The organism is Dyella sp. 333MFSha (genome assembly GCF_900102405.1).
Taxonomy (GTDB): Bacteria; Pseudomonadota; Gammaproteobacteria; order Xanthomonadales; family Rhodanobacteraceae; genus Luteibacter; species Luteibacter mycovicinus.
On record NZ_FNBR01000002.1, the window covers coordinates 546,229 to 570,440 of the forward strand.

Below are 24,212 nucleotides of genomic sequence, written 5' to 3' on the forward strand. Positions count from 1 at the left end.
GACTTTATTTCCAACAAATGACTTTTTTGGCTCGCGCGTCGCCACGCTGTTTCACATAGGCCTCGCCCTTCTTTAGGGAGGTGAGCGATGCACCGGCGCCCAAAATGCGTTTGACTGCATTTTCTTTGGCATTGGTGCCGAAACAGGTGATGAGCCCCATCTCGGACAGGAAGTCATCGTCCTCACCTTCAAAATCGTCTGGCTTTTGCGAGATAAGCATCACAGCCACACCCTTAGAGCGTCCTAGACGAATGAGATTAAGCAATCCTGGCAGCTTCGCCCCCAAAATGCGGTGCGCCTCATCGATGACACACATCACGCGCAGCGCTCGGTTGCCCTCATCGTCGGTGGGCGCATCCGGCAGAGCATTGATGTAACGCTCAAGTGAGTCTGTTAGCAGCGATACCACGGCGACGCGCACCAATTCGGGCACGTCGGCCGGCAGCGAGACAATCCACGACCGCGAAAAGAACTCCTCGGGCGACATCGTGGGTTCGAAAAGCGGCAGGCGGCAGAGGTCGACCAATGCGGAGACAGCACCATCTTCTTTGATGCCCTGGTCGGCATAGATGCCCTCTAACGTACTCCTGATGTCGGCCAAGGTACACGGGTGACACTGCTTGAGCGCCATTTCCAGTGCATCGTTCAGTCGGCGACGCTGCTGGTCGCCAAACTTTGTCTGCTTCAGGTTGCTCAGACTATCGCGCAGGCGTTGTGCCGTGGTGACCACTTTGTGCGACCCCGTACCGCTGAGCGCAAACACATCGAGCGGAATGGGGGATTTGGGTGGGGAGAGCACAGTGGCAGCAAAAGCCGCATCAAGCGCGTTGTTGCGGTCAGCCATATCACCTTTGAAGTCAAAGGCCAGCAGGGGCACCCCCGATTGTTCGGCGATGGACCGCAACACATAGGCGGCCGTGCGCGTCTTACCGCTACCCACGCCACCCATGAAGGCAGAGTGGGGGCTACCTCCGGGAGCGTTGAGGTCCCAATGGACCTCTTCGCCGGAAGCGACATCCGTACCCACCTCGCCCAACTTGACTCGGACGGCTCCGACCATGACGGTGCCAGTGAAACCCTCGGTGCTACCGCCCGACGAGGCTGAACCTTTGGGCAAGGCGGACTCGGCCAAACGGCGCCAAAATTCACCGGAGTCATTGTCGGCCGCCTTCAGCTCAGCCGCCAGAATGCTCATGCCGCGCGCCCAATGCGCGCTCACCAGCGCCTGAAACTCTTTGAGCGATGTCGGAGCACCGCCATGGCGTTCAATTAGCAGCGAAATCCAGCTGGCGAGGTCCGGGCCGGTACCAAAGAGAGTCTCACCCTTGATAGACCGGCCCAAATCGCCCGACAACTTCGGCGGGGTCTCAGCCACCGCCAACGAGCGGGCTATTGCCAGCCGCGCGGGAATGTTGAAGGCGCCAAAGCCCAGGCTATCTTTGACATATTGCGCCAATTCGTCCACGTCACCGGTGGCACGAAAGCCCGCGCCGGCAATGGTGTCCAGGGTAAGGTAATCCAACGAGGGATGCTGAGTTTCCGTCGACATCATCAAATCTCCTGCCCCTCGAAATACCCTTCCTCGGCCCAACTGCGAGCCGTGCCGCCCACCAACTCATTTTTAATGAGATAGGTTCGGGCAATTTTCGGCTTGATGGCCTTCAAAAATGGGCCGACCACTTCGGTATCAGTTGAAATCAGGATGACCTGGCCCTGGCGGCTGGACAGGTGCCGCAGGACATTGAGGCGATGGTGTTCATCCAAACGACCCAACGGCGTATCGATGACCAGGGGAAAACTACGGCCCGACACTTCGGCGATGGCTGAGAACAATGCTTGGGTGAAGATCTGTTTTTCGCCGGCTGACAAATCGAACTTCCGAAGATCGCGGCCATCGGGTGCCAGCAACTCCACAGCGCCCTCTTCATCGATTTCGACGCGACTGAGGTAGTCATTGCGATGCGCCATAGCCTGGATGCCTCGCGTCATCTCCTCGGAGACCGACTCGGCCTGGAGCGGCCAAGCCTCGGCGTTGAGTTCCACCAGCATTTCGGCAACTTCCTCGGCACGGCTAGCGAGCTGGGCCGGCTTCAGCGACATGTCTAGCTTGCCCGTCAGACGGCCGCGCTCCTTCTTCTTCTGCTCCAGGTCTTCGCTGCGGGACGCGATGCGGTTGTCGAGCTGACCGCGCTCTTCGCGCAGCGCTCCCACCTTGGCATTGAGTTCCACAACCTTGGCACGCTTTTCGTTCAACTGCGGCGCAGCCACCTCCGTGGAGCGAATCTCGGCCGACACCTCGCGAACTTTCGCGGCATGCTTGCCCATCGCCTCGAGAATCGTCAGCAAATTGCCCGACGAAAGACCGCGCGCGCTATGCAAGCGGTCCATAACTCGCTGAAACATAGGCCCACGGGCGTGCGGATGATTGAATCCATCGGCAACATCCTTGGGTGGCGGATACCACAGCGCCTCCAAGGCTTTCTCAACCGCAGCGCGAACAGCGGTGTCCTGGCCCTGCGTCAGAGGCGGCGCGATGGTCGGCAGCTGCGCTTCGAGGTGCGAAACGACTTGAGCCGTTCGCTCATCGCGCTGAGAGGTCGCTGCCTCCCATTGCTCTCGACGGCGCTCTGCCTCAAGCCGCTCCCCGGTCCTGCCAAGCAGTGCGGGACCAACCAGGGCTAACGGCAAGTCCATCTCCGACTTAGCCACAAGCTCTGTTTGAGCCATCTGATATTGTTTCTCGTGCTCAGCCTGTTCGCGAATCAGCTCCTCGAGCTGGGCGCGCGTGCCCGTGCCGTAGCCTGACAATTCTCGCGTGAGGCTATCTCGGAGGCTCTCGCTGTCGCGCAAATCCACTTCGACTGCCTGATGGCGCTGTTGTGCCTGAGCAAGGTCCTGCTCCATGCCGGCGATGGCATGGTCCAATTCGGTGATGGCTTCGGTCGAAACACCCTTGGGCACAAGTGTGCGCTTGTTGCGCGCATAGGTGCGCAGGTCTTCACTCAAGGTGCGGAGCCAGTTCAAACCGAGCAGGCCTTCTATGCCTTCGCGCACCTGCTGGCCCATGTCCCGTTCGGCGTATTCAGACGCCAGTTCGCCGTCAAACAGAAAGAAAGCTGCCAACGATGTCGGCAAGAAGGTTCGCGAAATCCAATCGCGATACCAACCATCCGGGTCCTGCTCCGAGCGGCCAGGGCCAACTACTTTACGGCCCACTCCTTGGAAAACGCGCAAGGACTCGCCGCCGTCGCCTGGGCGAAGTTTGCCGGTGTCGGTGAAATGCCAGGTGCGCTCGATGGAAATGGGTTCATCCGCATCGTCAACGAATTCCAACTCGATACGGCACGAGTTACGCCCGTGCGCAAGCGCATCGCCGAACAGCGCGCGCTCGATGAACTCTTTGAACGATTGGGCGCGACCCAGGTCATCCGCGGCGCGGCCAGCACGCTGCACCAGATGCAAACCGTCGCGCCCGAAGATGCCTAGGGCTAGCGCCTCGAAGAGGGTCGTTTTGCCAAATCCGTTCCGACCGCCTATCAGCACAATATTTTTGGTCTTGCCCGGCGCCGGAAAGTCGAACTTCGCCGTCTCGTAGGCTTTCCAATCGCGAAGGGTGATGGATTTTAGATACATTAGTCTTCGGTCTCCTCCAGAGACTCACCCAACACCTCGTCGAAGGCCTGCCATAGGCCGTGACGACGACCCATCGTGCTCTTATCGACGACTTCTTCGACCAGGCGCTTCAGGTCGCCATAAGGCAACCCAATCGCCCGGCAATGTTTCTTGATGAGCTTGCTGCCCTTTTCTTGGGCAAACAGTGTCACTACATCCCTTGGCATCGTTGCTCCCCTGTTAGCCGTTTGCCACCGCCGCTGACCACGCGGCCACCTGGCTGGCGTCATCGGCCCAAATCTCACGGATGCGCGCTACCTCCGCATCCTCAATCAACGTCCGTCCCATTTCTGTCTCCATCGCATGCACCCGCGCGAGAATTTCGCGGCGCGTATCCAATGTAAACGGACCTGGAATGAAGACGCCCTCCGACGTGATCGTCAGCTTGCCGTTGCGTCGGCGGGCCATACGCCGCTCCGGCACATCACGAATGCTGGCCAACCAATCACGGAACTCTACTAAGGGCGTGAATTCGGCGAAGCCAGCCTCCACGAACCCCGCCAAACTTTTGTCCTTGTCGACCACGGTGCAGGTCCAGCACCCAAATCGTGATGAGGACGACCCGCAAGAGGGAGTGTCATCTTGCGACATCACCGTGGGACATTCGGCAGCACCCGCGTCCATGTAAAGCTGGAAAAGTGCGTGGTGTGACCCACCCCAAGGGGGCGGGTTGAACGCCAGATACTCCCATACCTCATCGGTCGACAACTCTACTATCGGCCGAAACACCATGCAGTTGAGCAAATCGTTGTGGCGGTTAAGCCGTTCGCCATTGTCGTAGCGCGCCACGGTGGCTGCGCGAGTTGAAGATTCGGAGCGACGCACCCCCAGCAGCAGGATGGCCTGCCCCGAGGTGTCGGCCAGATTCTTGATATACCGACTCGTCGGCTGAATCTTCATTCGGTCGGTGCACCAACGGAACGAACGGTTAGGCGGCGGGTAGCCCCGTCCAATTAGGTTGACCCAGAAGGTGGCGTCCCCGTCGGGCCTGGTCGTGACCACCCGGATGGGAAGGCGCCAAGCGTCGGCCGCATGGTCGATTTCGGCATGCAAAGTCGCGATGTGCGAAATGACGAGGGGGCTTTCAACCAGAGTGTCATTGGAGACAATGTGCACCTCCCGCCGTCGCTCGTGGGGCGCCAGGGAGAGCAGCACGTCAAAGACCAAGTGCGCCACCAGCGTACTATCCTTACCTCCGGAGAAGCCCACAATCCAGGGGTGCTCGTGGTCGGACAGATACTCGGCGCGAATCTCAGCGCGGATGTCTTGGACCTTGGCCACTAGGGCCGGGTCGATTTTTGGTTGGGGGCGTGGACGGCTCATGAAATGATTATGGCACGTGTGCTGTCGCTCAACCGGAGATTCGTCCCGACAAGTCGCTTACCCCTTTGCAAGCAACTCGTGCCGTAGCCCGGTCAAATCAATCAGTTGGCGCCATGCGAGGCCGTCGGTAACAGCTGTCAATTCCGGTGGGTTCCACGGGCGCATGTAAACCACCGCGTGCGTGTCCTCCCCGGGCTCGTGCCCCATATAGGCCCGCCTGCGCTCCTCGGTTACGGCCGATGCCTGGAGTTGCTGAGTGACGTTTTTTCGAAGGCTATGAAAGCCCACCCGGCCGTTCATACGACGCGGTTTCACCCCAAGATTCTTAAGGTAATAAGAGAATCCTTTGGACAGCGCATTGCCTACGCCTGCGGCTCCGTCTAACTTCAGCCCAGGGAAGAGCCACTCCTCCCCTGCGGCCCGCAGTCGCTCCACCCGGTCCATTAGACCCAGCTCGAGGAGGTCGGGGTGCAGTGGCAAAAGTCGATGGCCAGCATCGGATTTGACCCGCTGCCCGTCGAGTTCGGCCTGGATGCGCACGCATTGCAGGCCTCCGACGATTTCGAAGTCGCGAAGCGCCAATTGCGCCACTTCCCCGACACGCGCCCCGGTGTAGAGGCCAATCACCGCGCCCCAGCGCACATGGTCGGTGCGCGCCTTCGCCAGGCTCTCGGGGTCGTAGATGCGCCGGAGCGTCGCCTCATCGAACGGCTCCCAACCGAAGCCTTCCTGGCGCCGCGCCTTCTTTTCACGGGTCTTGATTTTGATCAGGCCGGCGACGGGATTGCTCTGCGCCTGACCTTTTTGCACCAAGCTGTCGAACAGCGCCGCCGTATGGGTCACATAGTTGCGGACCGTTTGCTTGCTCTTGCCATCCCGAAGCAGGGCATCAGTCCACTCCGAGGCTTTCGCGCGGCTGATGACCCCCACCGGGGTGGCCTCGTTCAGATAATCCGCGAAGCTTTGCAAGGCCCGGCGTCGGGCATCCCAGGTGTCCGCCTTCATGCCGCGGCCCTCGGTTTCGCCATAGGTCTTGATGGCCACTTTGAGCGAAGGGCCCGTGGCCTGGGGTGGGGGCGTCGCAGCGGGGACCGCCGGCAACGGGCTCGCGAAGATGACCCGAAGGGCCTCCAGGGCTGCAGCGTTGTCGCCCGCGCTGCCATCGGTCTTCACCCGCAGTGGCTGAAGCGTGCGGGGGTCCACCGTGTCGATTTCCAAGCGTCGGATGGCAGCGGGGTCCATCCCCGCCAGCAACCTGTCAACGTCCGGTGCCTTCGGCATGGCGCTCCCCCGCAGCATCGCGAAGGCCGCAGCATACCGTGTGCCGAGGGCGTAGGCGTAGAGCTTCGCCAGGGCGATGTCGCGCGTGCCCAGCGACCGCTTGACGACGCCCAATCCCACCGCGGCACGGAGGTCTGCGGGCACGACCAGGCGGAAGGCGTAGAGGCCGCTCGAGCGGCGAACCAAATGATGTGCAAGACGCATAGTTTGACCCAGCGACTTGTCCCACCCGCCAAACCACAGGCAAAAGAAAAGGCCCCGTAAAAACAGGGCCTTTCCGGGGGTGGCTGGGAGACTAGGATTCGAACCTAGATAAGCAGCGTCAGAGGCTGCGGTCCTACCGTTAGACGATCTCCCAATAAACCGGGTTTCGACGCGCTCTGACCTTGAAGCGTCGAACTTTGAAGCACTAAACCAATTAGCGCTTCGAGAACTGCGTTGCGCGGCGGGCCTTGTGGAGACCGACCTTCTTACGCTCGACTTCACGAGCGTCGCGGGTCATGAAACCAGCCTTACGCAGCGGCGACTTCAGCGCTTCGTCGTATTCGACGAGGGCGCGGGCGATGCCGAGGCGGATGGCGCCGGCCTGACCCGTGATGCCGCCACCAGCGACGGTGACCATGATATCAAACTTTTCGACATTTTCGGTCAGTTCGAGCGGCTGACGCACGATCATGCGCGAGGTCTCGCGGCCGAAGAACTGGTCGAGCGGCTTGCCGTTGACCACGATGCCACCGGTGCCCTTGCGGAGGAACACGCGGGCGGCGGAGGTCTTGCGGCGGCCGGTACCGTAATTCTGCTGGATAGCCATCATAGTTCCTTAGATTTCCAGCGCCTGGGGCAGCTGAGCGGTATGCGGATGCTCGGCGCCGCCGTATACCTTGAGCTTACGGTACATAGCGCGACCCAGCGGGTTCTTCGGAAGCATGCCCTTGACGGCGATTTCGATGACTCGCTCCGGATGCGTGGCGAGCAGATCCTTGAGACTCGTGGTCTTCAGGTTGCCGACGTAGCCGGTGAAGCGGTGGTACATCTTGTCGTCCAGCTTGGCACCGGTCACAGCCACCTTCTCGGCGTTGATCACGACGATGTAATCGCCGGTATCGACGTGGGGGGTGAACTCGGGCTTGTGCTTGCCGCGGAGGCGACGCGCAATCTCGGTCGACAGACGACCGAGCGTCTTGTTCGTGGCATCAACCACGAACCAATCACGCTTGACGCTTTCCGGCTTGGCGGTGAACGTTTTCATTTCAAATACCTGGTTTGCCGCCTTGCAGGGCGGAACACGGAATCGGTGAAAGCAAAGGCGCGAGAGAATAGCTGACTTTTCCCTCATCGCGCAAGCCCACCGTGCAGGTGAGCTTCGGGCCGACAATCATAACATGATGAGCGGGCCGTTTCACAAGCCTCCCGGATGACGAGGCCGACGTGCGCGACAAGCAGCCGCAGCAACTTCACCTTTCTCCGGGAGCCGAGCATTGTAACGTGTGTCATCCCCGTTCGTCAGGAGTTTCTTCCATGCCCGTTCGCACCCTCAGTCCTTTCGACCGTTTGCTGGCTGGCGTGGAGCGCGCCATGGAAGCCGTCGCGGGCTCGCCGGAGGCCGTCCGGCGATCGCCTGGCGATGCGATAGCGGACGCGCCGATGACTGACGCGGAACGCCGCCACGCCGCGGGACTCATGCGGATCAATCACGTCGGCGAAGTCTGCGCGCAGGCGCTCTATGTCGGCCAGGCCGCCCTGGCCCGCACCGAAGAAACGCGAGCGCACCTGATGCATGCCGCGCAGGAAGAGACCGACCATCTCGCCTGGTGCGCCGAGCGACTGAAGCAGCTCGACAGCCGCCCCAGCCTTCTCAATCCGCTGTGGTATGCGGGAAGCTACGCCATCGGCGTCGCCGCGGCCGCCATCGGCGATCCGATCAGTCTCGGCTTCGTGGTCGAGACGGAGCGCCAGGTGGAAGCGCATCTGGCCGAGCATCTCGAGCGACTGCCCGCGCAGGACGATCGTTCGCGCGCCATCCTCACGCAGATGCAGGCCGATGAAATTCGTCACGCGGATGCGGCGCAGGCACGCGGTGGCATCGACCTGCCCTGGCCGGTTCCCGGCCTCATGCACGCGGCATCCGCGGTGATGAAGACGGTCGCTTATCGCTTCTGAAGGCGGAAGCGATTCGACGTTCCATACGAGAAGGCCCGCATCTGCGGGCCTTCCTTTTTGGGACGGGTGATGGCGCGTCAGGCCGCCTTGCCGACGCTGTCGAGTTCACGCAGCACTTCATCGCTCAGGACGAGATCGCCGGCGGCGAGGTTCTCACGAAGGTGGGCTACGGACGACGTACCCGGGATCAGCAGGATGTTGGGCGAGCGGTGCAGCAACCACGCGAGCGCGACCTGCATCGGTGTCGCGTCGAGGCGTGTCGCGATCTCGTTGAGCGTGTCCGACTGCAGCGGACTGAAACCACCCAGCGGGAAGAACGGCACATAGGCGATGCCATCCTTTGCCAGTGCATCGACGACCGCGTCGTCGTCCCGCTTCGCGAGGTTGTACATGTTCTGCACGCAGACGATGTCGCAGATCCCACGACCCTCCGCCACCTGCGCCGGCGTCACGTTGCTGAGGCCGACGTGCCGCACGAGCCCTTTCCGCTGCAGTTCGGCGACCGCCTCGACCATGTCGGCGATCGATCCCTCGGCCGGGCCGTGCGTATCGAACATCACACGCAGATTGACCACGTCGAGCACGTCGAGACCGAGGTTGCGCAGGTTGTCGTGCACCGCGCCGGTCAGCTCGTCGGCGGAGAACGCCGGCAGCCAGCCGCCCTTGTCGTCGCGGCGCGCACCGATCTTGGTCACGATGACGAGGTCGTCGCGGTACGGATGAAGCGCCTCACGAATCAGCTGATTGGTGACGTGCGGGCCGTAGAAATCGCTGGTGTCGATGTGGTCGACGCCGCTTTCCACCGCGGCGCGCAGCACGGCCAGCGCCGCGTCGCGATCTTTCGGGGGACCGAACACACCCGGGCCCGCGAGCTGCATCGCGCCGTAACCCAGCCGATGGACGGGACGATCGCCAAGATGAAACGTGCCGGACTTCTGGATCGGGGACATGGGAGAGCTCCTGGAAGGTGAGCTACAAAGGTAGGGGCTGCCGGATAAGGCGATAAGCGGGCACAATCGGGACGGCTTGTACCGCAATCCGCACAATGCGCCCGACCAGGGAATATGCCCGTGAAAGCCGACCTCGCCGATCTGAACGCCTTTGTGACGGTCGCCTCGGCCGGCGGCTTCCGCGAGGGAGCCCGCCTCAGCGGCGGCAGCGCCTCGGCCCTGAGCGAAGCGGTCCGCAGGCTGGAGGCCCAGCTCGGTGTCCGCCTGCTCAATCGCACGACGCGCAGCGTCTCTCCCACCGACGCCGGTAAGGGCCTGCTGGACCGTCTCGCCCCTGCCCTGGCCGAGGTCGACGACGCGCTGGATGTCGTCAATCACTTCCGGGATCGCCCGGCGGGCACGCTGCGTCTCAACGTACCGATGAGCGCCTCGCGGCTGGCGCTGCCCGCGATCGTGCCGCCCTTCCTGGCCGCGTATCCCGACATTCGTCTCGAGGTCCTGACCGACGAAAACTTCGTCGACGTTCTTGCCGAAGGCTGCGATGCGGGTATTCGCTATGACGAACGGCTCGAGCAGGACATGATCGCCGTGCCGATCGGACCCCGGGTCCAGCGCTACGCGGCGGCGGCCTCACCGGCCTACCTTGCGCGCCACGGCCGCCCGTCCCATCCCCGCGACCTGCTCGACCACGCCTGCCTGCGCGGTCGCTTCGCCAGCGGCAACATGCCCGCCTGGGAATTCGAAAAGGACGGGGAGACCGTGATGGTCGAGCCCACGGGGCCGCTGATCGTCCGCGCGGGCGGCGCCTCCGACCTCGCCGTGGAGGCGGCCGTGGCCGGCACCGGCATCGTGTTTCTGTTCGAGGACTGGATTCGCCCGCAGCTGGACAGCGGAGCCCTGGAACCCGTCCTCGAGGACTGGTGGCTGGCCTTCCCGGGCCCCTTCCTCTACTACCCCGGCAGGCGTCTGGTACCGGCACCGCTGCGCGCTTTCATCGACTTCATCAGGAGCGCCGCGACCGCGTAGGGCCGGATAGCGGAAGCCCCGCTTTCGCGGGGCTTCGGGGTCACATCAGGTTGCGGCCGTGGAACAGTTCCTCGATCTCGCGACGGAGCAGCGACTCGATGCGCTGACGCTCCTTGAAGGAGAGATCGTCGGCCTGGGCCTCGAACAGATAGGTGTCGAGGTCGAAGTCCTTGATGTGCATCTTCGTGTGGAAGATGTTTTCCTGGTAGACGTTGACGTCGAACATCTCGTACTTCTGACGGATGTGCTTGGCCAGGTAATCCTGCACCGAATTGATCTTGTGATCGATGAAGTGCTTCTTGCCCTTCACGTCGCGCGTGAAGCCGCGGACGCGGTAGTCGGCGATGACGATGTCCGACTCGAAGCTGTCGATCAGGTAGTTCAGCGCCTTCAGCGGCGAGATGACGCCGCAGGTGGCCACGTCGATGTCCGCGCGGAAGGTCGCGATGCCGTTGTGCGGATGCGTTTCCGGATAGGTGTGGACCGTGATGTGGCTCTTGTCCATGTGCGCGACGACGGCACCGGAGATGGTGTCGCGGCCGAGCTTCTCGACGACCGGCTCCTCGGAGATGAGGATCGTGACCGAGGCGCCCTGGGGATCGTAATCCTGCCGGGCGATATTCAGGATGTTGGCGCCGATGATCTCGGCCACATCCGTCAGGATCTGGGTCAGGCGGTCGGCGTCGTACTGCTCATCGATGTACTCGATGTAGTTCTGACGCTGCTGTTCCGAAACGGCATAGCAGATGTCGTAAATATTGAAGCTCAACGCCTTGGTAAGGTTGTTGAAACCTTGCAGGCGAAGGCGGGGAAGCGGTTTGACCACAGCGACTCTCCGAGGCCGGGAATAACGGCCAGCAGCAGACGCGGGTTAGCAGCTAGGGTCCCCGCAGCGATGTAAGCGACAGGCCGACAGTGTGCCCGGCGCTTGTGTACGGCGTGAGACAAGGGGTCCCGACGCCGAGGGGGTGAAATTATGGGGCAAGATGGCCCGGATTTGAACCAGCAGGGGCTGGATCGATTTAATTTGTGGATTTTGACACCCGGTTGTCTGCAATAATCGCCCCGGGGACATGGCAAGTCGACGTCGCCCGACGGAATCCCGGCGGCGGCGTGACGAAATTGGGGGACGCCATGCCATTGAGGCTCAACGGAATCAGCTGTGGCTCAACTCAAATATCTGCTCCAACAGGCTTTCGAGCGCTCGCAGGCTCCGACCAGCTTCGCGCCGGACCCTGCCGCCATGGGCCGCTTCCTCGACGCCTGCCACCGCCGCCGGTATCCGGGCAAGACCGCGATCATCCGTCCCGGCGATCCGGCCAACACGCTCTATTACGTCGTGGAAGGCTCGCTGGCGGTCTGCACCGAGGATGAGGAGGGCCGCGAGCTGATCCTGGCCTACATCAACCGGGGCCAGTTCATCGGCGAGATGGGCCTCTTCGTGGAGCAGGCGCAGCGGGAATCCCTCGTTCGCACCCGTACCGCCGTCGAAATGGCCGAGATCAGCTACGAACGCCTGTTCCAGTTGCTCGAGGGACCGCTGTCCGCCGAATGCCCGAAGCTGCTCTTCGCCATCGGCTCCCAGCTGACCCACCGCCTGCTGCGCACCTCGCGTCAGGTCAGCCGCATGGCCTTCATGGACGTGACGAACCGGGTCTCGCGGACCCTGCTCGATCTCTGCCAGGAGCCGGATGCCATGACCCATCCCGACGGGACGCAGATCCGCATCTCCCGCCAGGAAGTCAGCCGCATCGTCGGTTGCTCCCGTGAGATGGTCGGTCGCGTGCTCAAGCAGCTCGAAGAAGAGCGGATGATCGACGTGGCCGGCAAGACCATCGTGGTGCGCGGCACCCGCTGACCACGATGTACGCGGGACCGGCCTTGGGCCGTCCCGCCGTCCCGGCTAGCCCTGGTACACCATGTAGACATCCGCGCGCTCGTAGTGCGAGCCCGGACGAAGCGCGGGCTGCAGGACGAATCCCGCGCGCTGGTACATGCCCAGCGCCTTGGTCAGTTTGCTGTTCGATTCCAGGAACAACTCCTTGCCCCCACGGGCGCGATAGTCGGCGATCGCCGCGTCCAGTAAGGCCCGGCCGGCGCCCAGACCCCGATAGTTCTCGTCCACACCCATCTTCGATAACTCGAAGACGCCCTCCCCCTCATGGATGAGCGCGCACGTACCGACGACTTCGCCCGCGTACAACGCGAAGAAGATCGCGCCACCCTGCGCCAGCACCATCCCCTCGGGATCGGCAAACAGTGCCCGGTCGACGTCCTCGACCCGGAAGTAACGCTCCAGCCATTGCTGGTTGAGGCGACGGAAGTGCTCGCTCAGGGCGGGCTCGAAGGGCACCACCTGGACGGCTTCGCGGGTCAGTGCCGCCCGCTGATCGAGGATCGCCGCGACGAGGGGACGGCTCGACAACGCCTGCTCGCAACCGTCGATGGCGTCGAGCAGCGCCAGTCCGCGCGGCCCCATCGACTCCGCCATGCCCCGGCGGATCGCCAGCCATACCGGGCCAAGAGCCCCCAGCGCGCGCTCGCCCGCGTCCGTGAGTGCCAGGACACTGCGGCGCCCGTCCTGAGGATCGCGCTGACGGACCACCATACCGGCATCGACGAGGCGGTCGGCGAGCTGACTGACGGCGGAGTGCGTCTGGCCGATCGCCAGGGCGACGTCGGTGACCGTGGTCGGGCCGACGTCGCGAAGAAAGCGAAGGACCGGAAACCAGCGCGACTCGATACCGGCACCGCAGGCCCGGTAAACCTCATCCACGGCCTGATAGAAGTGATCGCTGAGCGCTTTCAGGCGACTGCCAAGCGCGAGTTCGCGCAGGGACGAGAGGTACATCGGGGATCCATGTCGTGGGGACGAGAAGCGAGGCTAGCGGCGGCGGGATGCCGCACGCAAGCGATACCCCCTCTTCATGTCGGGTACGCGCCCCCATTGGTTATGGTGAGACCACCACTCACGACACGGACCGGCATGGACTGGAGCCAGTTCCTCCTATTCGCGGGCGTCGGGCTGTTGGCACAGCTGGTCGACGGCGCGCTCGGCATGGCTTATGGACTGGTGTCCAATGCCGTGCTGCTTGCGCTCGGCCTGCCCCCGGCGGTCGCCAGTGCGACCGTGCATACGGCCGAGGTCTTCACCACCGGCGTGTCGGGTGGTGCGCACGCCTTCTTCGGCAATGTCGACTGGAAGATGTTCCGGCGCCTGGCCATCCCGGGCATGGCCGGCGGCATCCTTGGCGCCTGGTTTCTCGCCAGCGTGGATGGCGAGATGCTGAAGCCCTTCGTCTACGTCTATCTGCTTGTCCTGGGCACGGTCGTGCTTCTGCGCGCCGCCGGCCGCGGGGTGTCTCACCATCGGGTTCGCCACAAGGGGGCGCTTGGTTTCTCCGCCGGCCTGCTCGACGCCATTGGCGGTGGCGGCTGGGGCCCGATCGCCACCTCCACGTTGCTGGCACGCGGCGGCGCCGTCAGGCAAACGATCGGCACGGTGAATGCCGCCGAGTTCGTGGTCACGATCGCGATCTCGACGACGCTGATCTTCCACATGGGCATCCAGCACTGGCCTATCGTGCTCGGCCTGCTGACGGGGGGCATTATCGCCGCGCCGTTTGCCGCGTGGCTGGTGAAGCACCTCCCGCCGCGCTACGTGATGGGCGCCGTGGGCTGCCTGGTCGTGGGAATCAGCCTCTTCCAGCTGGGAGCGCGGTTGCTTCGCTGAGTCGTGCCGTCAGAACCAGTGCACGACCTCGAGCTTATCCGCCAAAGCGCGACGCGCCCTCTTCTCGACCTTCGGCGACGGATTGACCAGAACGGCCCGGTCAGCGGCGCGCAGCAGGGCGAGATCGGACAGGGAATCGCTATATGCAATGGCCCAGGGGCGCGCGACGCCCGCCTTGTCGAGCGTCCGGACTTTCATGCCCTCGACGTTGTGGACGGTGAAATGCACGCCGATCGGACCGCCACGCGTCGTCGAACCGATCAGCTCGTAGCCGGTCAGGTTGACCTCATCGAGAATCGCTTCGACGACGGTCAGGTCGTTGCCGCTGACGATGACCACCCTGTCGCCGGCATCCACGTGCCGCCGCAGCGTGGCCACGGCGTCGCGGAGGAAGACGCCCGGACGCCGCGCGTAGGCACGGGCGAACGCGCCGACCTGCCGACGATAGGCCGCTTCGCGACGGCCGAAGGTCACCACGCGGAGGAAGGTCCTGCCAAGGAATCGGCTACCGGCTACCGTGGGCAGCAGCAGTGGCACGAAAGGGACCACGGGGAGGGCGAGTAACAACCGCCAGCGCCCCATTCCGGACAGACGCTCCCGGAAGAACAGTTCGAGCGTCTGGTGACGGACGATCACACCGTCGAAGTCGAACAGCACGACGCGACGTGCGTCGACGGCGGTGGTGTCCCCGGACACCGCCGCCTCATGCCCCTGATTCATATCGGCTCTACTGCTTGTGCGTCTGGCTGGCCGTACCGAAGAGCTTGCGCAGTTCCGCACCCGGATCCGCCGCGCGCATGAATGCCTCGCCGACGAGGAAACAGTCGATGCCCTTGTCGCGCAGGATCTTCACGTCTTCCGGCGTGTGGATGCCGGACTCGGCGACCAGCGTGCCGTCACCGACACGATCCTTAAGCCGGAGCGACGTGCCGAGCGAGGTCTCGAACGTCCGCAGATTGCGGTTGTTCACACCGATGAGCGGCACCGGAAGATCGAGCGCGATCTCGAGCTCGTCCTCGTTGTGGACCTCGACGAGGACATCGAGATCAAGCTCGGCGGCCAGCATGGACAGTTCGAGCAGGGCTTTGTCGTCGTAGGTGACGTCCCCGTTTTCCTTGCTGGCAAAGGCGGCGACGATCAGCAGGATGCAGTCGGCACCGATGACGCGCGCTTCGTAGACCTGGTACTCGTCGACGATGAAGTCCTTGCGCAGGATCGGCAGCGAGCAGGCGTCGCGCGCTTCGCGCACGAAGTCCTCATGTCCCTGGAAAAAATCCGCGTCGGTCAGCACGGAGAGGCAGGCGGCGCCGCCGTTCTCGTAGCTGCGCGCGATCTCGGCCGGGTTGAAGTCGGCGCGGATCAGCCCCTTGCTGGGACTGGCTTTCTTGATTTCCGCGATAACCGCCGGATGGCCGTCGTGCAGCTTGGCATCGATGGCGGCGACGAAGCCGCGGGTCGGCTCGAGTCCGGCGATGCGCGCCGCGAGGTCGTCGAGCGACCGCTTGCGCTTACGCTCGGCCACTTCTTCCGCCTTGCGGTCGAGAATGCGATGGAGAATGTCGGGCATCTAAGCGGTTCCTAGGGTAAGGCCGGGCAAGGGGGAACCCCGGCGATCTCAGGCGCCGAGCCGCTGGGTCGCGGCCACGAACGCGTCCATTTTTGCACGTGCGGCGCCGCTTGCGATGGTCTTGCGTGCCAGATCGATGCCGTCCTGGATCGTCGGCGCCACGTCGGCCGTGTAAAGGGCCGCGCCCGCGTTCAGGCAGACGATGTCGTGGGGCACGCCGGACACGCCGGAAATGGCGTCGATCAGCATGGCCTTGGACTCCGTCGCGTCTTCCACGCGGAGGTTACGGCTCGACGCCATCGACAGACCGAAGTCCTCCGGCTCGATCTCGTATTCACGCACCACACCGTCGCGCAGTTCGCCCACCAGGGTGGCGGCGCCCAGCGAGATCTCGTCCATCCCGTCGCGCCCCCAGACCACCATCGCGTGCTTCGCGCCCAGCGCCTGCAGGGCACGCACCTGGATGCCGACGAGGTCGGGATGGAACACGCCCATCAGGATATTCGGCGCGCCCGCCGGATTGGTCAGCGGCCCGAGGATGTTGAAGATCGTGCGCACGCCCATCTCGCGACGGACCGGGGAGACCACCTTCATCGCGGGGTGATGATTCGGGGCGAACATGAAGCCGATATCGACCTCGCTCATGCACACCGCCACCTGGGCCGGCAGCAGGTCGATCCGCGCGCCGAGCGCTTCGAGCACATCGGCACTGCCGGATTTGGACGACACACTGCGGCCACCATGCTTGGCCACACGGGCGCCCGCGGCGGCAGCAACGAACATCGACGCCGTGGAGATGTTGAACGTCGATGCGCCGTCGCCGCCGGTTCCCACGATGTCGATGAAATGCGGATGCGTGCCGGCGTCGACCTTGGCGGAGAGGTCGCGCATGACCGTCGCCGCGCCGGTGATCTCACCGACCGTCTCCTTCTTCACGCGCAGCCCGATAAGAATCGCGGCCGTCATCAGCGGGCTGACGTCGCCGCGCATGATCTGGTGCATCAGCTCGATCATCTCGTCGTGGAAGATCTCGCGGTGCTCGATCGTGCGCTGGAGCGCCTCGGAGGGAGTCATCGGCATGGAGCATGAATCCTTGTTCTTCGTCAGGCAGCGAGCGGCAACGGCATGCCGAGGAAATTGCGCAGCAGGTCGTGGCCGTGCTGGGTGAGGATCGACTCCGGGTGGAACTGCACGCCTTCGATGTCGAGGGTGCGGTGGCGCAGGCCCATGATTTCGTCGAGCGAACCGTCCTCGCGCTCCGTCCAGGCGGTCACCTCGAGGCAATCGGGGATCGAATGCTTTTCGACCACCAGCGAGTGATACCGCGTGGCCTCGAAGGGATTCGGCAGGCCGGCGAAGACGCCGAAGCCCTTGTGCTTCACCGGCGACGTCTTGCCGTGCATGATCTCGCGCGCACGGATGACCTTGCCGCCGAACACCTGGCCGATGGCCTGATGACCGAGGCAGACCCCGAAGATCGGCAGCTCGCCGGCCATCTCACGCAGGATGTCGATCGACACGCCGGAGTCGTCCGGCGTACCGGGGCCGGGCGAAATCATGATGCGCGATGGCGCCAGCGCACGGATATCGGCGACGGTGAGCGCATCGTTGCGCACGACCTTGACCTCCTGCCCCAGCTCGCCGAGGTACTGGACGAGGTTGAAGGTGAAGCTGTCGTAGTTGTCGATCATTAACAGCAAGGGAGCACCCGTAAGGTGGGGATGGGATGAGCCGAAGCCGTATGTTTGGACGGCGGCGTGTCGGCCATTATCCATGGAAGGGGACACGGGCGGCCACTTCACAGGAATAAGAAGACACTCAATTACCCATAAAGGGTAATCTAATACCTTAAGTGGGTAACCCAGACTCTGCTCCCCGAGGTACTTTTGCCATGTCCAACCCGTCGATCAGTGTGGCTGACGCGCTTCTTACCGGCACGCAACAGCGAGTGCTGGCGCTTCTCTATGGCCAAGCCGATCGAAGCTTTTTTACCAAGGAACTTATCGATCTGGCGGGGGTTGGATCAGGCGCGGTGCAACGCGAACTAAGCCGAATGCTTCGCAGTGGACTAGTTGTCCAGTCGCTTGTCGGGAATCAGAAACACTACCGCGCTAACGGAGAAAGCCCGGTTTTCTACGAGTTGAAAAGCCTCGTTGACAAACTCCTTGGCGTTCCAGGCATTCTCGTGGAATCCCTCACGCCCCTGGCCGACAAGATTCATTGGGCGATGCTGTATGGCTCCATCGCGAAAGGCCGAGCAGCCGCATCGGGCGACATCGACGTGCTCGTGGTATCGGACTCGCTGACACTGGAAGACGTGTATGGCAGCGTGGCGTCCGCCGAGAAACGTCTTGGTCGGGCAATCAGTCCGATGCTGTACTCAAGCGCCGAGCTTCGTCGCCGCGTCGAGGCCAGTCAGCCGTTCCTGACGAAGGTGCTGGCGGGTGATTTCATAACGCTATTGGGAGGCATGGATGACCTCATCGCCACTGGACAATCTGGTTCGCGTCGGCCAACTCAAGGCCGAGCCACCAGCACAGGCCGAGCTTGATGGATTAATCCATTCGGGAACGGTTCGCCTGCAAGATTCGCAACTTACATCGCTATGCATGGAGAGCCGCTTCGACCTGGCGTACAACGCAGCGCATGCTTTGTCGCTGGCTGCACTTCGCTGGCATGGATACCGGTCCGAGAACCGCTATCAGGTTTTCCAGTGCCTCGCACACACGCTTAAGCTTGAGCCACTGCAATGGCGCGCACTGAGTCAGGCTCATAACAAACGGAACCTCGCCGAGTACGAGGGCGGGCTCGATGTCGACGGGGCCTTGCTGGATGCTCTGATTCGATCAGCTCAACTCGTATTGAATGGTGTGACGGCGCTCGGCCCGGTGCATCGTTGCGCCAAGGGAAAGACATCGGGCACACGAAAGACCAGTTAGCGTGAATTCAACGCCAAACCTCAGCGAAACGGGCTTTCGATGCGCAACCTCGACTTCAGCTCCTGGCAAGGCCTCTTCTCCACCCTCTTCGGGCTGGCGGTCATCACCCTGATCGGCGTGGGTATCCGCCTCCTCGCGCAACAGACCGTGCAGCAGCGACGCGAGCGTGAGAACCGGCAGATCAACGAACGCCTGCGCACGCTTATCGCTGCCTACAAGACGCTGGGCGGATCCTTCACCGGCAACCTGGCGGTCGATCCGAGCCACATGCGCGACCTGCGTCTGCGTGCGGCCGCTGCGGCTGCCGAGAGCGGCCCGACCGACATGTCCAGCGGCTCGGATCGCGCGCGTCGTGTACGCGACGCGGTAGAAGCCGCGCTATCGGACATCATCCTTCTCGGCACGGAGGAACAGGTGGCGCTGGCGGCGCGCGCCGCCACGGAGATGGTCGAGGGCCGTCCCGTCCACATGCATGAACTGGTGGTCTCGCTCCGCACGTTTATCAGGAAGGTGCTCGACCTCGAGCCCGTGTCCGGCAAGATAGCCATCCCCAGACAGGGCCCTGCCCGCGTCGTGGCCGCGAAGGGCAAGGGTGACGGCGGGACCAGATCCGAAGGAGGCGGCGCCGGGGGCGGCAAAGGCGGTGGCAGTGGCGGTGGCGGAATGGGCGGCGGCATGGCGGCCGGCGCGGGACTCGGCCTCGGCGGCGGACTCGCGGCCGACGACACCCATGAGCATCACGGCTGACTGACAGGAGACACCGCATGGCGACGCAACCCGGCATTCTTCCCGAGGCTCTGCAACTCACCCGAAACGACTGGGTACCGAACAACGAGACCCTGCCCGTCCTGATCTACCGCAACGTGGTTCGCGGACATGACCTCGCACCGGCCATGGAAAACCTGTTCGGGAGCAATACGTGGCCGGCGGACTGGCGCGATGGTGTCTTCAACTACCACCACTATCACTCGACCGCGCACGAGGTGCTGGGCTTCGCCGCAGGTTCCGCGCGACTGCTGCTGGGCGGCCCCGGCGGTCACGAGGTGACCGCAAACGAGGGCGACGTGATTTTGCTACCTGCGGGTACCGGCCACTGCCGGCTCGATGCGAGTGACGACTTCCTTGTCGTCGGTGCCTATCCCAAGGGACAGTCATGGGACATCTGTCGTGAAGCGCCGACCACAGAGATGATCGAGCGCATCCGCACCCTTCCCTTTCCGTCAGCGGATCCAGTCAACGGCGGCACGCCGCCGCTGACCGCACATTGGCATCGGAACGCCCAGGGCGAACGCTGATCGTCAGCCGACCGCCTTCAGCAGCTCGTCGGTCGACGTCGTTTCGCCGATGCGCGGGAAGATCGTGTTGATGCTGTTCTCATGCGCCGACGCAACGAGGTCGGTCATCGCATCGGTGACCAGCACAACGTCGTAACCCAGTTCGCTGGCGTAGCGCGCCGTCGACTCGATACCGATGCTCGTAGCGATACCGACAAGCACGATCTGCGTGATGCCCTTCGCGCGCAGCTGCGCATCGAGATCCGTCGTCTGGAAGGCTCCCCAGCGCTGCTTGCTCACGCGCATGTCGCTCGGCGCCGCTTCAAGCTCGGGCACGAGCTCGGCGAATCTGGGATCGGTAGGGAAAGGATGTTTCGGCGCGTCGGTACGACCCGGTGCGGCCTCGACCACATTGACGAGCACCACCGGGTGACGCTTCGCACGGAAGGCGCGGGCAAGCGCCGCGCACTTTGCAACGATGTCGGCGGACGGATGAACCGTCGGCAGCGCGACGATGCCGTGCTGCAGGTCGATGACGACGAGGGCGGCGTTCTTTTCGAGTTGGCTCAGCGGCATGTTAACAACCTCGGGATGGGTGGGTGGAAGAAGACGTCACACGCGGGAGCGTGCGATCGGAGACTCGCGCGAGGTGGACACCGGTGCGATCGCGATCAGGGCATCGGCGACCTGCTTCACGACGCGTCCCGTTGACTCATGTCCGCAAGGCGCCGCATGACGGCGGCCGCGGCGATAAGGTCCGCCTGCTCGTCCGACGTCAGCCGCGCGACGGCGCCCGTGAGCCAGGCCTGCTTGGCGTCGCGCGTACGCTGGCGTGCTTCGACACCTTTTCGCGTCAGGCGAACGAGGAACTGGCGCCCATCGCTCGGGTGAGGGGTTCGCTCCACCAGCCCCTCTTCCTCAAGCACGCCGAGCGTCGCACCCATCGACTGCGGCTTGACCGCTTCGGCGCGTGCCAACTCCGCCGTGGACATGGCTCCACCCTCGAGTCGCGATAGCGCCGCGATCTGCGACCAGGTCAGCTCGAGGTTGTTGGATTCCGCGCGCAGGCGACGGATCAGCTGGCCGCAGGCGGTGAGCAGATCGGCGGCGGCCGCTTCGGCGGATGGTGGCTTCGCAGGGCGTTTCGTCGGCATACGAACAGCCTAGGGTCCGCAAGGCAAACTTGCAAGTCTAACTTGCAAGTTTGCCTTCGAAACTTCTTGCGGTCGTGCCACGATGGGCTTGCGGCGAACGCTGTCAGCTTGGATGCTTGGTCGTCCCCATCCCCAAGGAACAACGTCATGCAGTCCCTCGGCGCCATCGCCTATCTCGTCCGCGACTACGACGAGGCCATCGCGTTTTTTACCGGCGCGCTGGGCTTCGCGCTGATCGAGGATACGCCTCAGGGTCCCGACAAGCGCTGGGTCACGGTCGCGCCACGCGGCGCCGAGGGGACGAAGCTCCTGCTGGCTCGCGCGGTCACGGAAGAGCAACGTGCGCACGTGGGCAAGCAAGGCGGAGGCCGCGTCTTCCTCTTCCTGCAGACCGACGATTTTGCGTCCGACCATGCGCGTATGACCCGGCATGGTGTGCGCTTTCGCGAGGAGCCGCGGCATGAGCCCTACGGGACGGTCGTGGTATTCGAAGATCTCTACGGCAACGCCTGGGATCTCATCCAGCCCACCCTCTGACCGGAAATGACCATGAACGATCGCATTCGCGTCGCGGTACTCGACGATTATCAGCAGGTCGCCCGCACCATGGCGGACTGGTCGCCCGTGGAAGAACGGGCGGAACTCACGATCTTCCACGACCACCTCCACGATCACGACGCCCTCGTCCGGCGACTGGCCCCGTTCGACGTGCTCTGCGTCATGCGCGAACGCACCGCGCTCACGGCGGATCTGATCGCCGCCCTGCCCCGTCTGCGTCTCATCGCCTCCACGGGGCTGGCCAATGCGTCGATCGACCTGAAAGCCGCCGCGGAGCATGGCGTCGAGGTGGTCAATACGGACTACTCGTCGACACCCACCATCGAGTTCACGTGGTCGGCGATCCTGGGCCTGGCGCGCGACATTGCGGGTGAAGCCGCGTCCGTCCGCTCGGGAGGATGGCAGACGGGCCTGGGCACCGAGCTGGGCGGCAAGACGCTGGGCATTCTCGGGCTGGGTCGGATCGGGTCGAAGGTGGCGCGGATCGGGCAGGTCTTCGGCATGCAGGTGATCGCCTGGAGCGAGAACCTGCAGGAGGAAACGGCCAGTGCGCTGGGTGTACGCCGGGTCAGCAAGCAGGCGCTGCTCTCACAGTCCGACTTTCTCACGATTCACACGCGTCTCAGCGAGCGCACGCGCGGCATCATCGGCGCTCCCGAACTTGCCACGATGAAGCCGGGGGCGCGCCTGATCAACAGCTCCCGCGGCCCGATCGTCGACGAGGCCGCCCTGGTCGACGCATTGATCAGCGGGCGCATCGCCGGGGCCGCGGTCGACGTGTACGAGACCGAACCCCTGCCTGCGGACCACCCGTTCCGCGACCTGCCCAACGTGCTGGCCACGCCACACATCGGCTATGTCACGGAGGAAATGTACCGGACGTTCTACGGCGACTCGGTCAGAAACATCGTGGAGTGGCTGGGCAGGCGGACCTGAAAAGAACTCAGAAGGACGCGACTTTCCTGCCGCCCTTCGCGGCCTCGTCTTCATGATCGTCGCTGCCCTTGGGCTTGACCGTCATCAGTTCCAGCGGCTTGCCATCGGGCTGGCGTATCGACCAGCCATGCTGCAGCTCGGCGAGATCGTTGAGCTGTGGGCAGATCAGGTCGGTACGCTTCTCCAGCGCCTTCGAGCGCTTGTTCATCTCGCCGTCGAGGGATTTTTCCAGCGATTCCGCACGCGCCTGCAAAGCGGCTACCTTGCTGGAGTCGCCGGACAGAGCCGCTGTCACGGCGCTGGACGTGACCGACCCGACCAGTTCGCCAACGCTGTCGGAAATCGAACCGCCGATCGTCTCCTCCATCCGGTCGCCGGACCAGTGGCCGGCACCCAGACCTTCGTCGATCTCACGCAAGGCCTGGGCCTGCTTACGCTTCAGCTTCTCCAGCATGGCGGCCCGCTGGTCGCCGTCGGCGAACGACAGTGTCACCGTGGTCATCGCCGCAAAACCAAGCTGGATGCCCTCACGGGCGATCGTCGCGACTTGGGGCACGAGCTTGCGGACGCCATCCTCGTAACGGCGCAGCGCCTCGGCATCGGTCTGGGAGACGGCAACCTGCTTGCCATCCACGCGCACCGTACCGTCATGAAGAAAGATCTGGGCCGGCGTGCCGTCCTTGCGATGGAAAGACAGGCCCGAACTCGTGACGTCGACATCGTAAGGCGTGGAGTAATCGCTCTTGCAGGTGTCGGTGCTGAAGTTGATCGTCCGCGCACCGACGGCGCTGGCGGTAAGCACCGCTACGGCGGCGAGCGTGCCGGTGATCGTTGAACGGCGCATGGCCCTGCTCCCTGAGATGGATGACGCCGACTCAGATGCGGCCGGCTCGCTCATGGTTTAAACCGATGCGATGAACGACGCATGGGCTGCAGGTCACGGGATGACGTTCGGCACGGTCAGGAAGCGATGCCGCGTTCGCGGGCGTACTCGGACAGACGACTGTCGTGGTCGAGCCCCAGCTTTCGCATCGCGTCGCGCTTTTGCCGGCTCACCGTCTTGACACTGCGACTGAGGCGCTCCGCGATCTGCGAGATCGACATCCCGCCGACATAGAGCCGCACGACCTCCATCTCCCGCGCCGACAGACGCGACGCGTCGCTGGGCGCCTGTACGCCCGCCTCGTCGAACTGCCGGCGGATCGTATCGCTGAGAAACGGACGGCCATTGGCGGCCTGCCTGACGGCGACAGCCACTTCCCTGAGGGGTGCGCGCTTGTCGCATAGCCCGAGCGCGCCGCGCGCTCGCATGGCCTGCAGCACGGCGGCGTTGTTGACCATCGTAAGCACGACGACGGGCAACCTGGGGTAACGACGACGGATGAGATCGATCAGGCCGAGCCCGTCGCCGTGACGGCCGCCCGGCATCGAAAAGTCGGTGACCACGACATCGCACGGACACGCGGCGAGTACGTCGAGCAAGCGATCGCCGTTGGCTGCCTCACCGACCACCTCGATGTCACCGGTAGCCTCGAGCGCGGCGCGCGTACCCATCAGGACTACCGGATGATCGTCGGCAATGATCGTTCGCAGAACCATGTTTTCCCTCAGCGGCGGAAATGCGCAGCCGCTTTCCATG

At 63.7% G+C, this 24,212-nt stretch carries 27 protein-coding genes and 1 tRNA gene; 9 read left to right on the plus strand and 19 right to left on the minus strand.

Features of this window, described 5'->3' with window-relative positions; translation table 11 throughout:
- Positions 1 to 4 precede the first annotated feature (4 nt).
- From BLT40_RS09785 to rplM, 8 genes are all read right to left on the minus strand, one after another.
- A complete protein-coding gene (locus BLT40_RS09785) occupies positions 5 to 1,552 on the minus strand; it encodes a DndE family protein (protein ID WP_255363984.1) in 1,548 nt (515 codons plus the stop codon).
- On the minus strand, positions 1,552 to 3,633 hold the full coding sequence (gene dndD, locus BLT40_RS09790; protein ID WP_090352798.1) for a DNA sulfur modification protein DndD: 2,082 nt from the start codon (positions 3,631 to 3,633) through the stop codon (positions 1,552 to 1,554). The genes BLT40_RS09785 and dndD overlap by 1 nt, the downstream gene beginning before the upstream one ends.
- The gene (locus BLT40_RS09795; RefSeq protein WP_255363985.1) at positions 3,633 to 3,824 is read right to left on the minus strand and encodes a DNA modification system-associated small protein; all 192 of its coding nucleotides are present in this window, start codon (positions 3,822 to 3,824) and stop codon (positions 3,633 to 3,635) included. Before BLT40_RS09795 ends, dndD begins: the two co-directional genes overlap by 1 nt.
- Positions 3,825 to 3,852: 28 nt before the next feature.
- Complete coding sequence (gene dndC / locus BLT40_RS09800; protein WP_090352800.1) at positions 3,853 to 4,995, minus strand: DNA phosphorothioation system sulfurtransferase DndC; 1,143 nt, start codon at positions 4,993 to 4,995, stop codon at positions 3,853 to 3,855.
- A gap of 57 nt (positions 4,996 to 5,052) precedes the next feature.
- Positions 5,053 to 6,480 (minus strand): site-specific integrase, encoded by a 1,428-nt coding sequence (locus BLT40_RS09805; protein WP_090352801.1) that lies wholly within the window; start codon positions 6,478 to 6,480, stop codon positions 5,053 to 5,055.
- An 80-nt stretch (positions 6,481 to 6,560) separates the two neighbouring features.
- Positions 6,561 to 6,634 (minus strand) — tRNA-Gln (locus tag BLT40_RS09810).
- Positions 6,635 to 6,694: 60 nt separating this feature from the next.
- Positions 6,695 to 7,087, minus strand: a complete 393-nt coding sequence (gene rpsI, locus BLT40_RS09815; RefSeq protein WP_036109997.1) for a 30S ribosomal protein S9 — start codon at positions 7,085 to 7,087, stop codon at positions 6,695 to 6,697.
- Positions 7,088 to 7,096: 9 nt separating this feature from the next.
- Positions 7,097 to 7,525, minus strand: a complete 429-nt coding sequence (rplM, locus tag BLT40_RS09820) for a 50S ribosomal protein L13 (RefSeq protein WP_036109995.1) — start codon at positions 7,523 to 7,525, stop codon at positions 7,097 to 7,099.
- 269 nt (positions 7,526 to 7,794) lie between these two features.
- Between rplM and coq7 the strand changes: the two genes are divergently transcribed.
- Positions 7,795 to 8,436, plus strand: coding sequence for a 2-polyprenyl-3-methyl-6-methoxy-1,4-benzoquinone monooxygenase (coq7, locus tag BLT40_RS09825; RefSeq protein ID WP_090352802.1), 642 nt, complete (start codon positions 7,795 to 7,797; stop codon positions 8,434 to 8,436).
- Between the two features lie 77 nt (positions 8,437 to 8,513).
- Here the strand turns inward: coq7 and BLT40_RS09830 are convergent, their stop codons facing one another.
- Positions 8,514 to 9,386, minus strand: coding sequence for an aldo/keto reductase family oxidoreductase (locus BLT40_RS09830; protein WP_090352803.1), 873 nt, complete (start codon positions 9,384 to 9,386; stop codon positions 8,514 to 8,516).
- 141 nt (positions 9,387 to 9,527) lie between these two features.
- Here BLT40_RS09830 and BLT40_RS09835 point away from each other — a divergent pair, with 141 nt between their 5' ends.
- Positions 9,528 to 10,412 carry a LysR family transcriptional regulator gene (locus BLT40_RS09835; protein ID WP_197056647.1) on the plus strand — a complete coding sequence of 295 codons (885 nt, stop codon included), beginning with the start codon at positions 9,528 to 9,530 and terminating at the stop codon, positions 10,410 to 10,412.
- Between the two features lie 40 nt (positions 10,413 to 10,452).
- Here BLT40_RS09835 and speD read toward each other — a convergent pair whose 3' ends face one another.
- Positions 10,453 to 11,238 (minus strand): adenosylmethionine decarboxylase, encoded by a 786-nt coding sequence (gene speD, locus BLT40_RS09840; RefSeq protein ID WP_036109987.1) that lies wholly within the window; start codon positions 11,236 to 11,238, stop codon positions 10,453 to 10,455.
- Positions 11,239 to 11,574: 336 nt separating this feature from the next.
- On the opposite strand from speD, the gene crp reads away from it, so the two are divergent.
- Complete coding sequence (gene crp / locus BLT40_RS09845) at positions 11,575 to 12,270, plus strand: cAMP-activated global transcriptional regulator CRP (protein WP_036109985.1); 696 nt, start codon at positions 11,575 to 11,577, stop codon at positions 12,268 to 12,270.
- A gap of 45 nt (positions 12,271 to 12,315) precedes the next feature.
- Here crp and BLT40_RS09850 read toward each other — a convergent pair whose 3' ends face one another.
- Positions 12,316 to 13,263: a bifunctional helix-turn-helix transcriptional regulator/GNAT family N-acetyltransferase gene (locus BLT40_RS09850; RefSeq protein WP_090352804.1), complete on the minus strand. Its 948-nt coding sequence runs from the start codon at positions 13,261 to 13,263 to the stop codon at positions 12,316 to 12,318.
- 135 nt (positions 13,264 to 13,398) lie between these two features.
- Here BLT40_RS09850 and BLT40_RS09855 point away from each other — a divergent pair, with 135 nt between their 5' ends.
- On the plus strand, positions 13,399 to 14,145 hold the full coding sequence (locus BLT40_RS09855; RefSeq protein WP_079522719.1) for a sulfite exporter TauE/SafE family protein: 747 nt from the start codon (positions 13,399 to 13,401) through the stop codon (positions 14,143 to 14,145).
- A 9-nt stretch (positions 14,146 to 14,154) separates the two neighbouring features.
- Here the strand turns inward: BLT40_RS09855 and BLT40_RS09860 are convergent, their stop codons facing one another.
- Genes BLT40_RS09860 through BLT40_RS09875 form a run of 4 tightly spaced genes read right to left on the minus strand, consistent with a single transcriptional unit; the run spans position 14,155 to position 17,412 of the window.
- Positions 14,155 to 14,865 (minus strand): haloacid dehalogenase-like hydrolase, encoded by a 711-nt coding sequence (locus tag BLT40_RS09860; RefSeq protein ID WP_079522720.1) that lies wholly within the window; start codon positions 14,863 to 14,865, stop codon positions 14,155 to 14,157.
- 7 nt (positions 14,866 to 14,872) lie between these two features.
- Positions 14,873 to 15,712, minus strand: a complete 840-nt coding sequence (gene trpC / locus BLT40_RS09865) for an indole-3-glycerol phosphate synthase TrpC (protein ID WP_079522721.1) — start codon at positions 15,710 to 15,712, stop codon at positions 14,873 to 14,875.
- Between the two features lie 48 nt (positions 15,713 to 15,760).
- Positions 15,761 to 16,792, minus strand: coding sequence for an anthranilate phosphoribosyltransferase (gene trpD / locus BLT40_RS09870; RefSeq protein WP_090352805.1), 1,032 nt, complete (start codon positions 16,790 to 16,792; stop codon positions 15,761 to 15,763).
- 23 nt (positions 16,793 to 16,815) lie between these two features.
- Entirely contained in the window at positions 16,816 to 17,412 is a 597-nt protein-coding gene (locus BLT40_RS09875; RefSeq protein WP_090352806.1) for an anthranilate synthase component II, read from the minus strand.
- 191 nt (positions 17,413 to 17,603) lie between these two features.
- Here BLT40_RS09875 and BLT40_RS09880 point away from each other — a divergent pair, with 191 nt between their 5' ends.
- The 3 genes from BLT40_RS09880 to BLT40_RS09895 all read left to right on the plus strand — a co-directional run bounded on the left by BLT40_RS09880 (position 17,604) and on the right by BLT40_RS09895 (position 19,946).
- Positions 17,604 to 18,263, plus strand: a complete 660-nt coding sequence (locus tag BLT40_RS09880) for a transcriptional regulator (protein WP_176809141.1) — start codon at positions 17,604 to 17,606, stop codon at positions 18,261 to 18,263.
- Between the two features lie 427 nt (positions 18,264 to 18,690).
- Positions 18,691 to 19,398 (plus strand): hypothetical protein, encoded by a 708-nt coding sequence (locus BLT40_RS20280; RefSeq protein WP_090352807.1) that lies wholly within the window; start codon positions 18,691 to 18,693, stop codon positions 19,396 to 19,398.
- A gap of 17 nt (positions 19,399 to 19,415) precedes the next feature.
- A complete protein-coding gene (locus BLT40_RS09895) occupies positions 19,416 to 19,946 on the plus strand; it encodes a cupin (protein WP_090352808.1) in 531 nt (176 codons plus the stop codon).
- A 3-nt stretch (positions 19,947 to 19,949) separates the two neighbouring features.
- On the opposite strand, the gene BLT40_RS09900 is transcribed toward BLT40_RS09895, so the two are convergent.
- Together BLT40_RS09900 and BLT40_RS09905 are read right to left on the minus strand one after the other, a co-directional pair.
- Positions 19,950 to 20,501 (minus strand): isochorismatase family protein, encoded by a 552-nt coding sequence (locus BLT40_RS09900; protein ID WP_090352809.1) that lies wholly within the window; start codon positions 20,499 to 20,501, stop codon positions 19,950 to 19,952.
- A gap of 116 nt (positions 20,502 to 20,617) precedes the next feature.
- Entirely contained in the window at positions 20,618 to 21,079 is a 462-nt protein-coding gene (locus BLT40_RS09905) for a MarR family winged helix-turn-helix transcriptional regulator (RefSeq protein WP_079522726.1), read from the minus strand.
- A gap of 147 nt (positions 21,080 to 21,226) precedes the next feature.
- Between BLT40_RS09905 and BLT40_RS09910 the strand changes: the two genes are divergently transcribed.
- Positions 21,227 to 21,616 carry a VOC family protein gene (locus BLT40_RS09910; RefSeq protein ID WP_079522727.1) on the plus strand — a complete coding sequence of 130 codons (390 nt, stop codon included), beginning with the start codon at positions 21,227 to 21,229 and terminating at the stop codon, positions 21,614 to 21,616.
- 12 nt (positions 21,617 to 21,628) lie between these two features.
- Positions 21,629 to 22,573, plus strand: coding sequence for a D-2-hydroxyacid dehydrogenase family protein (locus BLT40_RS09915; RefSeq protein ID WP_218124541.1), 945 nt, complete (start codon positions 21,629 to 21,631; stop codon positions 22,571 to 22,573).
- A gap of 7 nt (positions 22,574 to 22,580) precedes the next feature.
- On the opposite strand, the gene BLT40_RS09920 is transcribed toward BLT40_RS09915, so the two are convergent.
- Positions 22,581 to 23,417, minus strand: a complete 837-nt coding sequence (locus BLT40_RS09920; protein ID WP_176167880.1) for a DUF2884 family protein — start codon at positions 23,415 to 23,417, stop codon at positions 22,581 to 22,583.
- Between the two features lie 116 nt (positions 23,418 to 23,533).
- Positions 23,534 to 24,172, minus strand: coding sequence for a response regulator (locus BLT40_RS09925; protein WP_036109944.1), 639 nt, complete (start codon positions 24,170 to 24,172; stop codon positions 23,534 to 23,536).
- Positions 24,173 to 24,212: the final 40 nt, after the last annotated feature.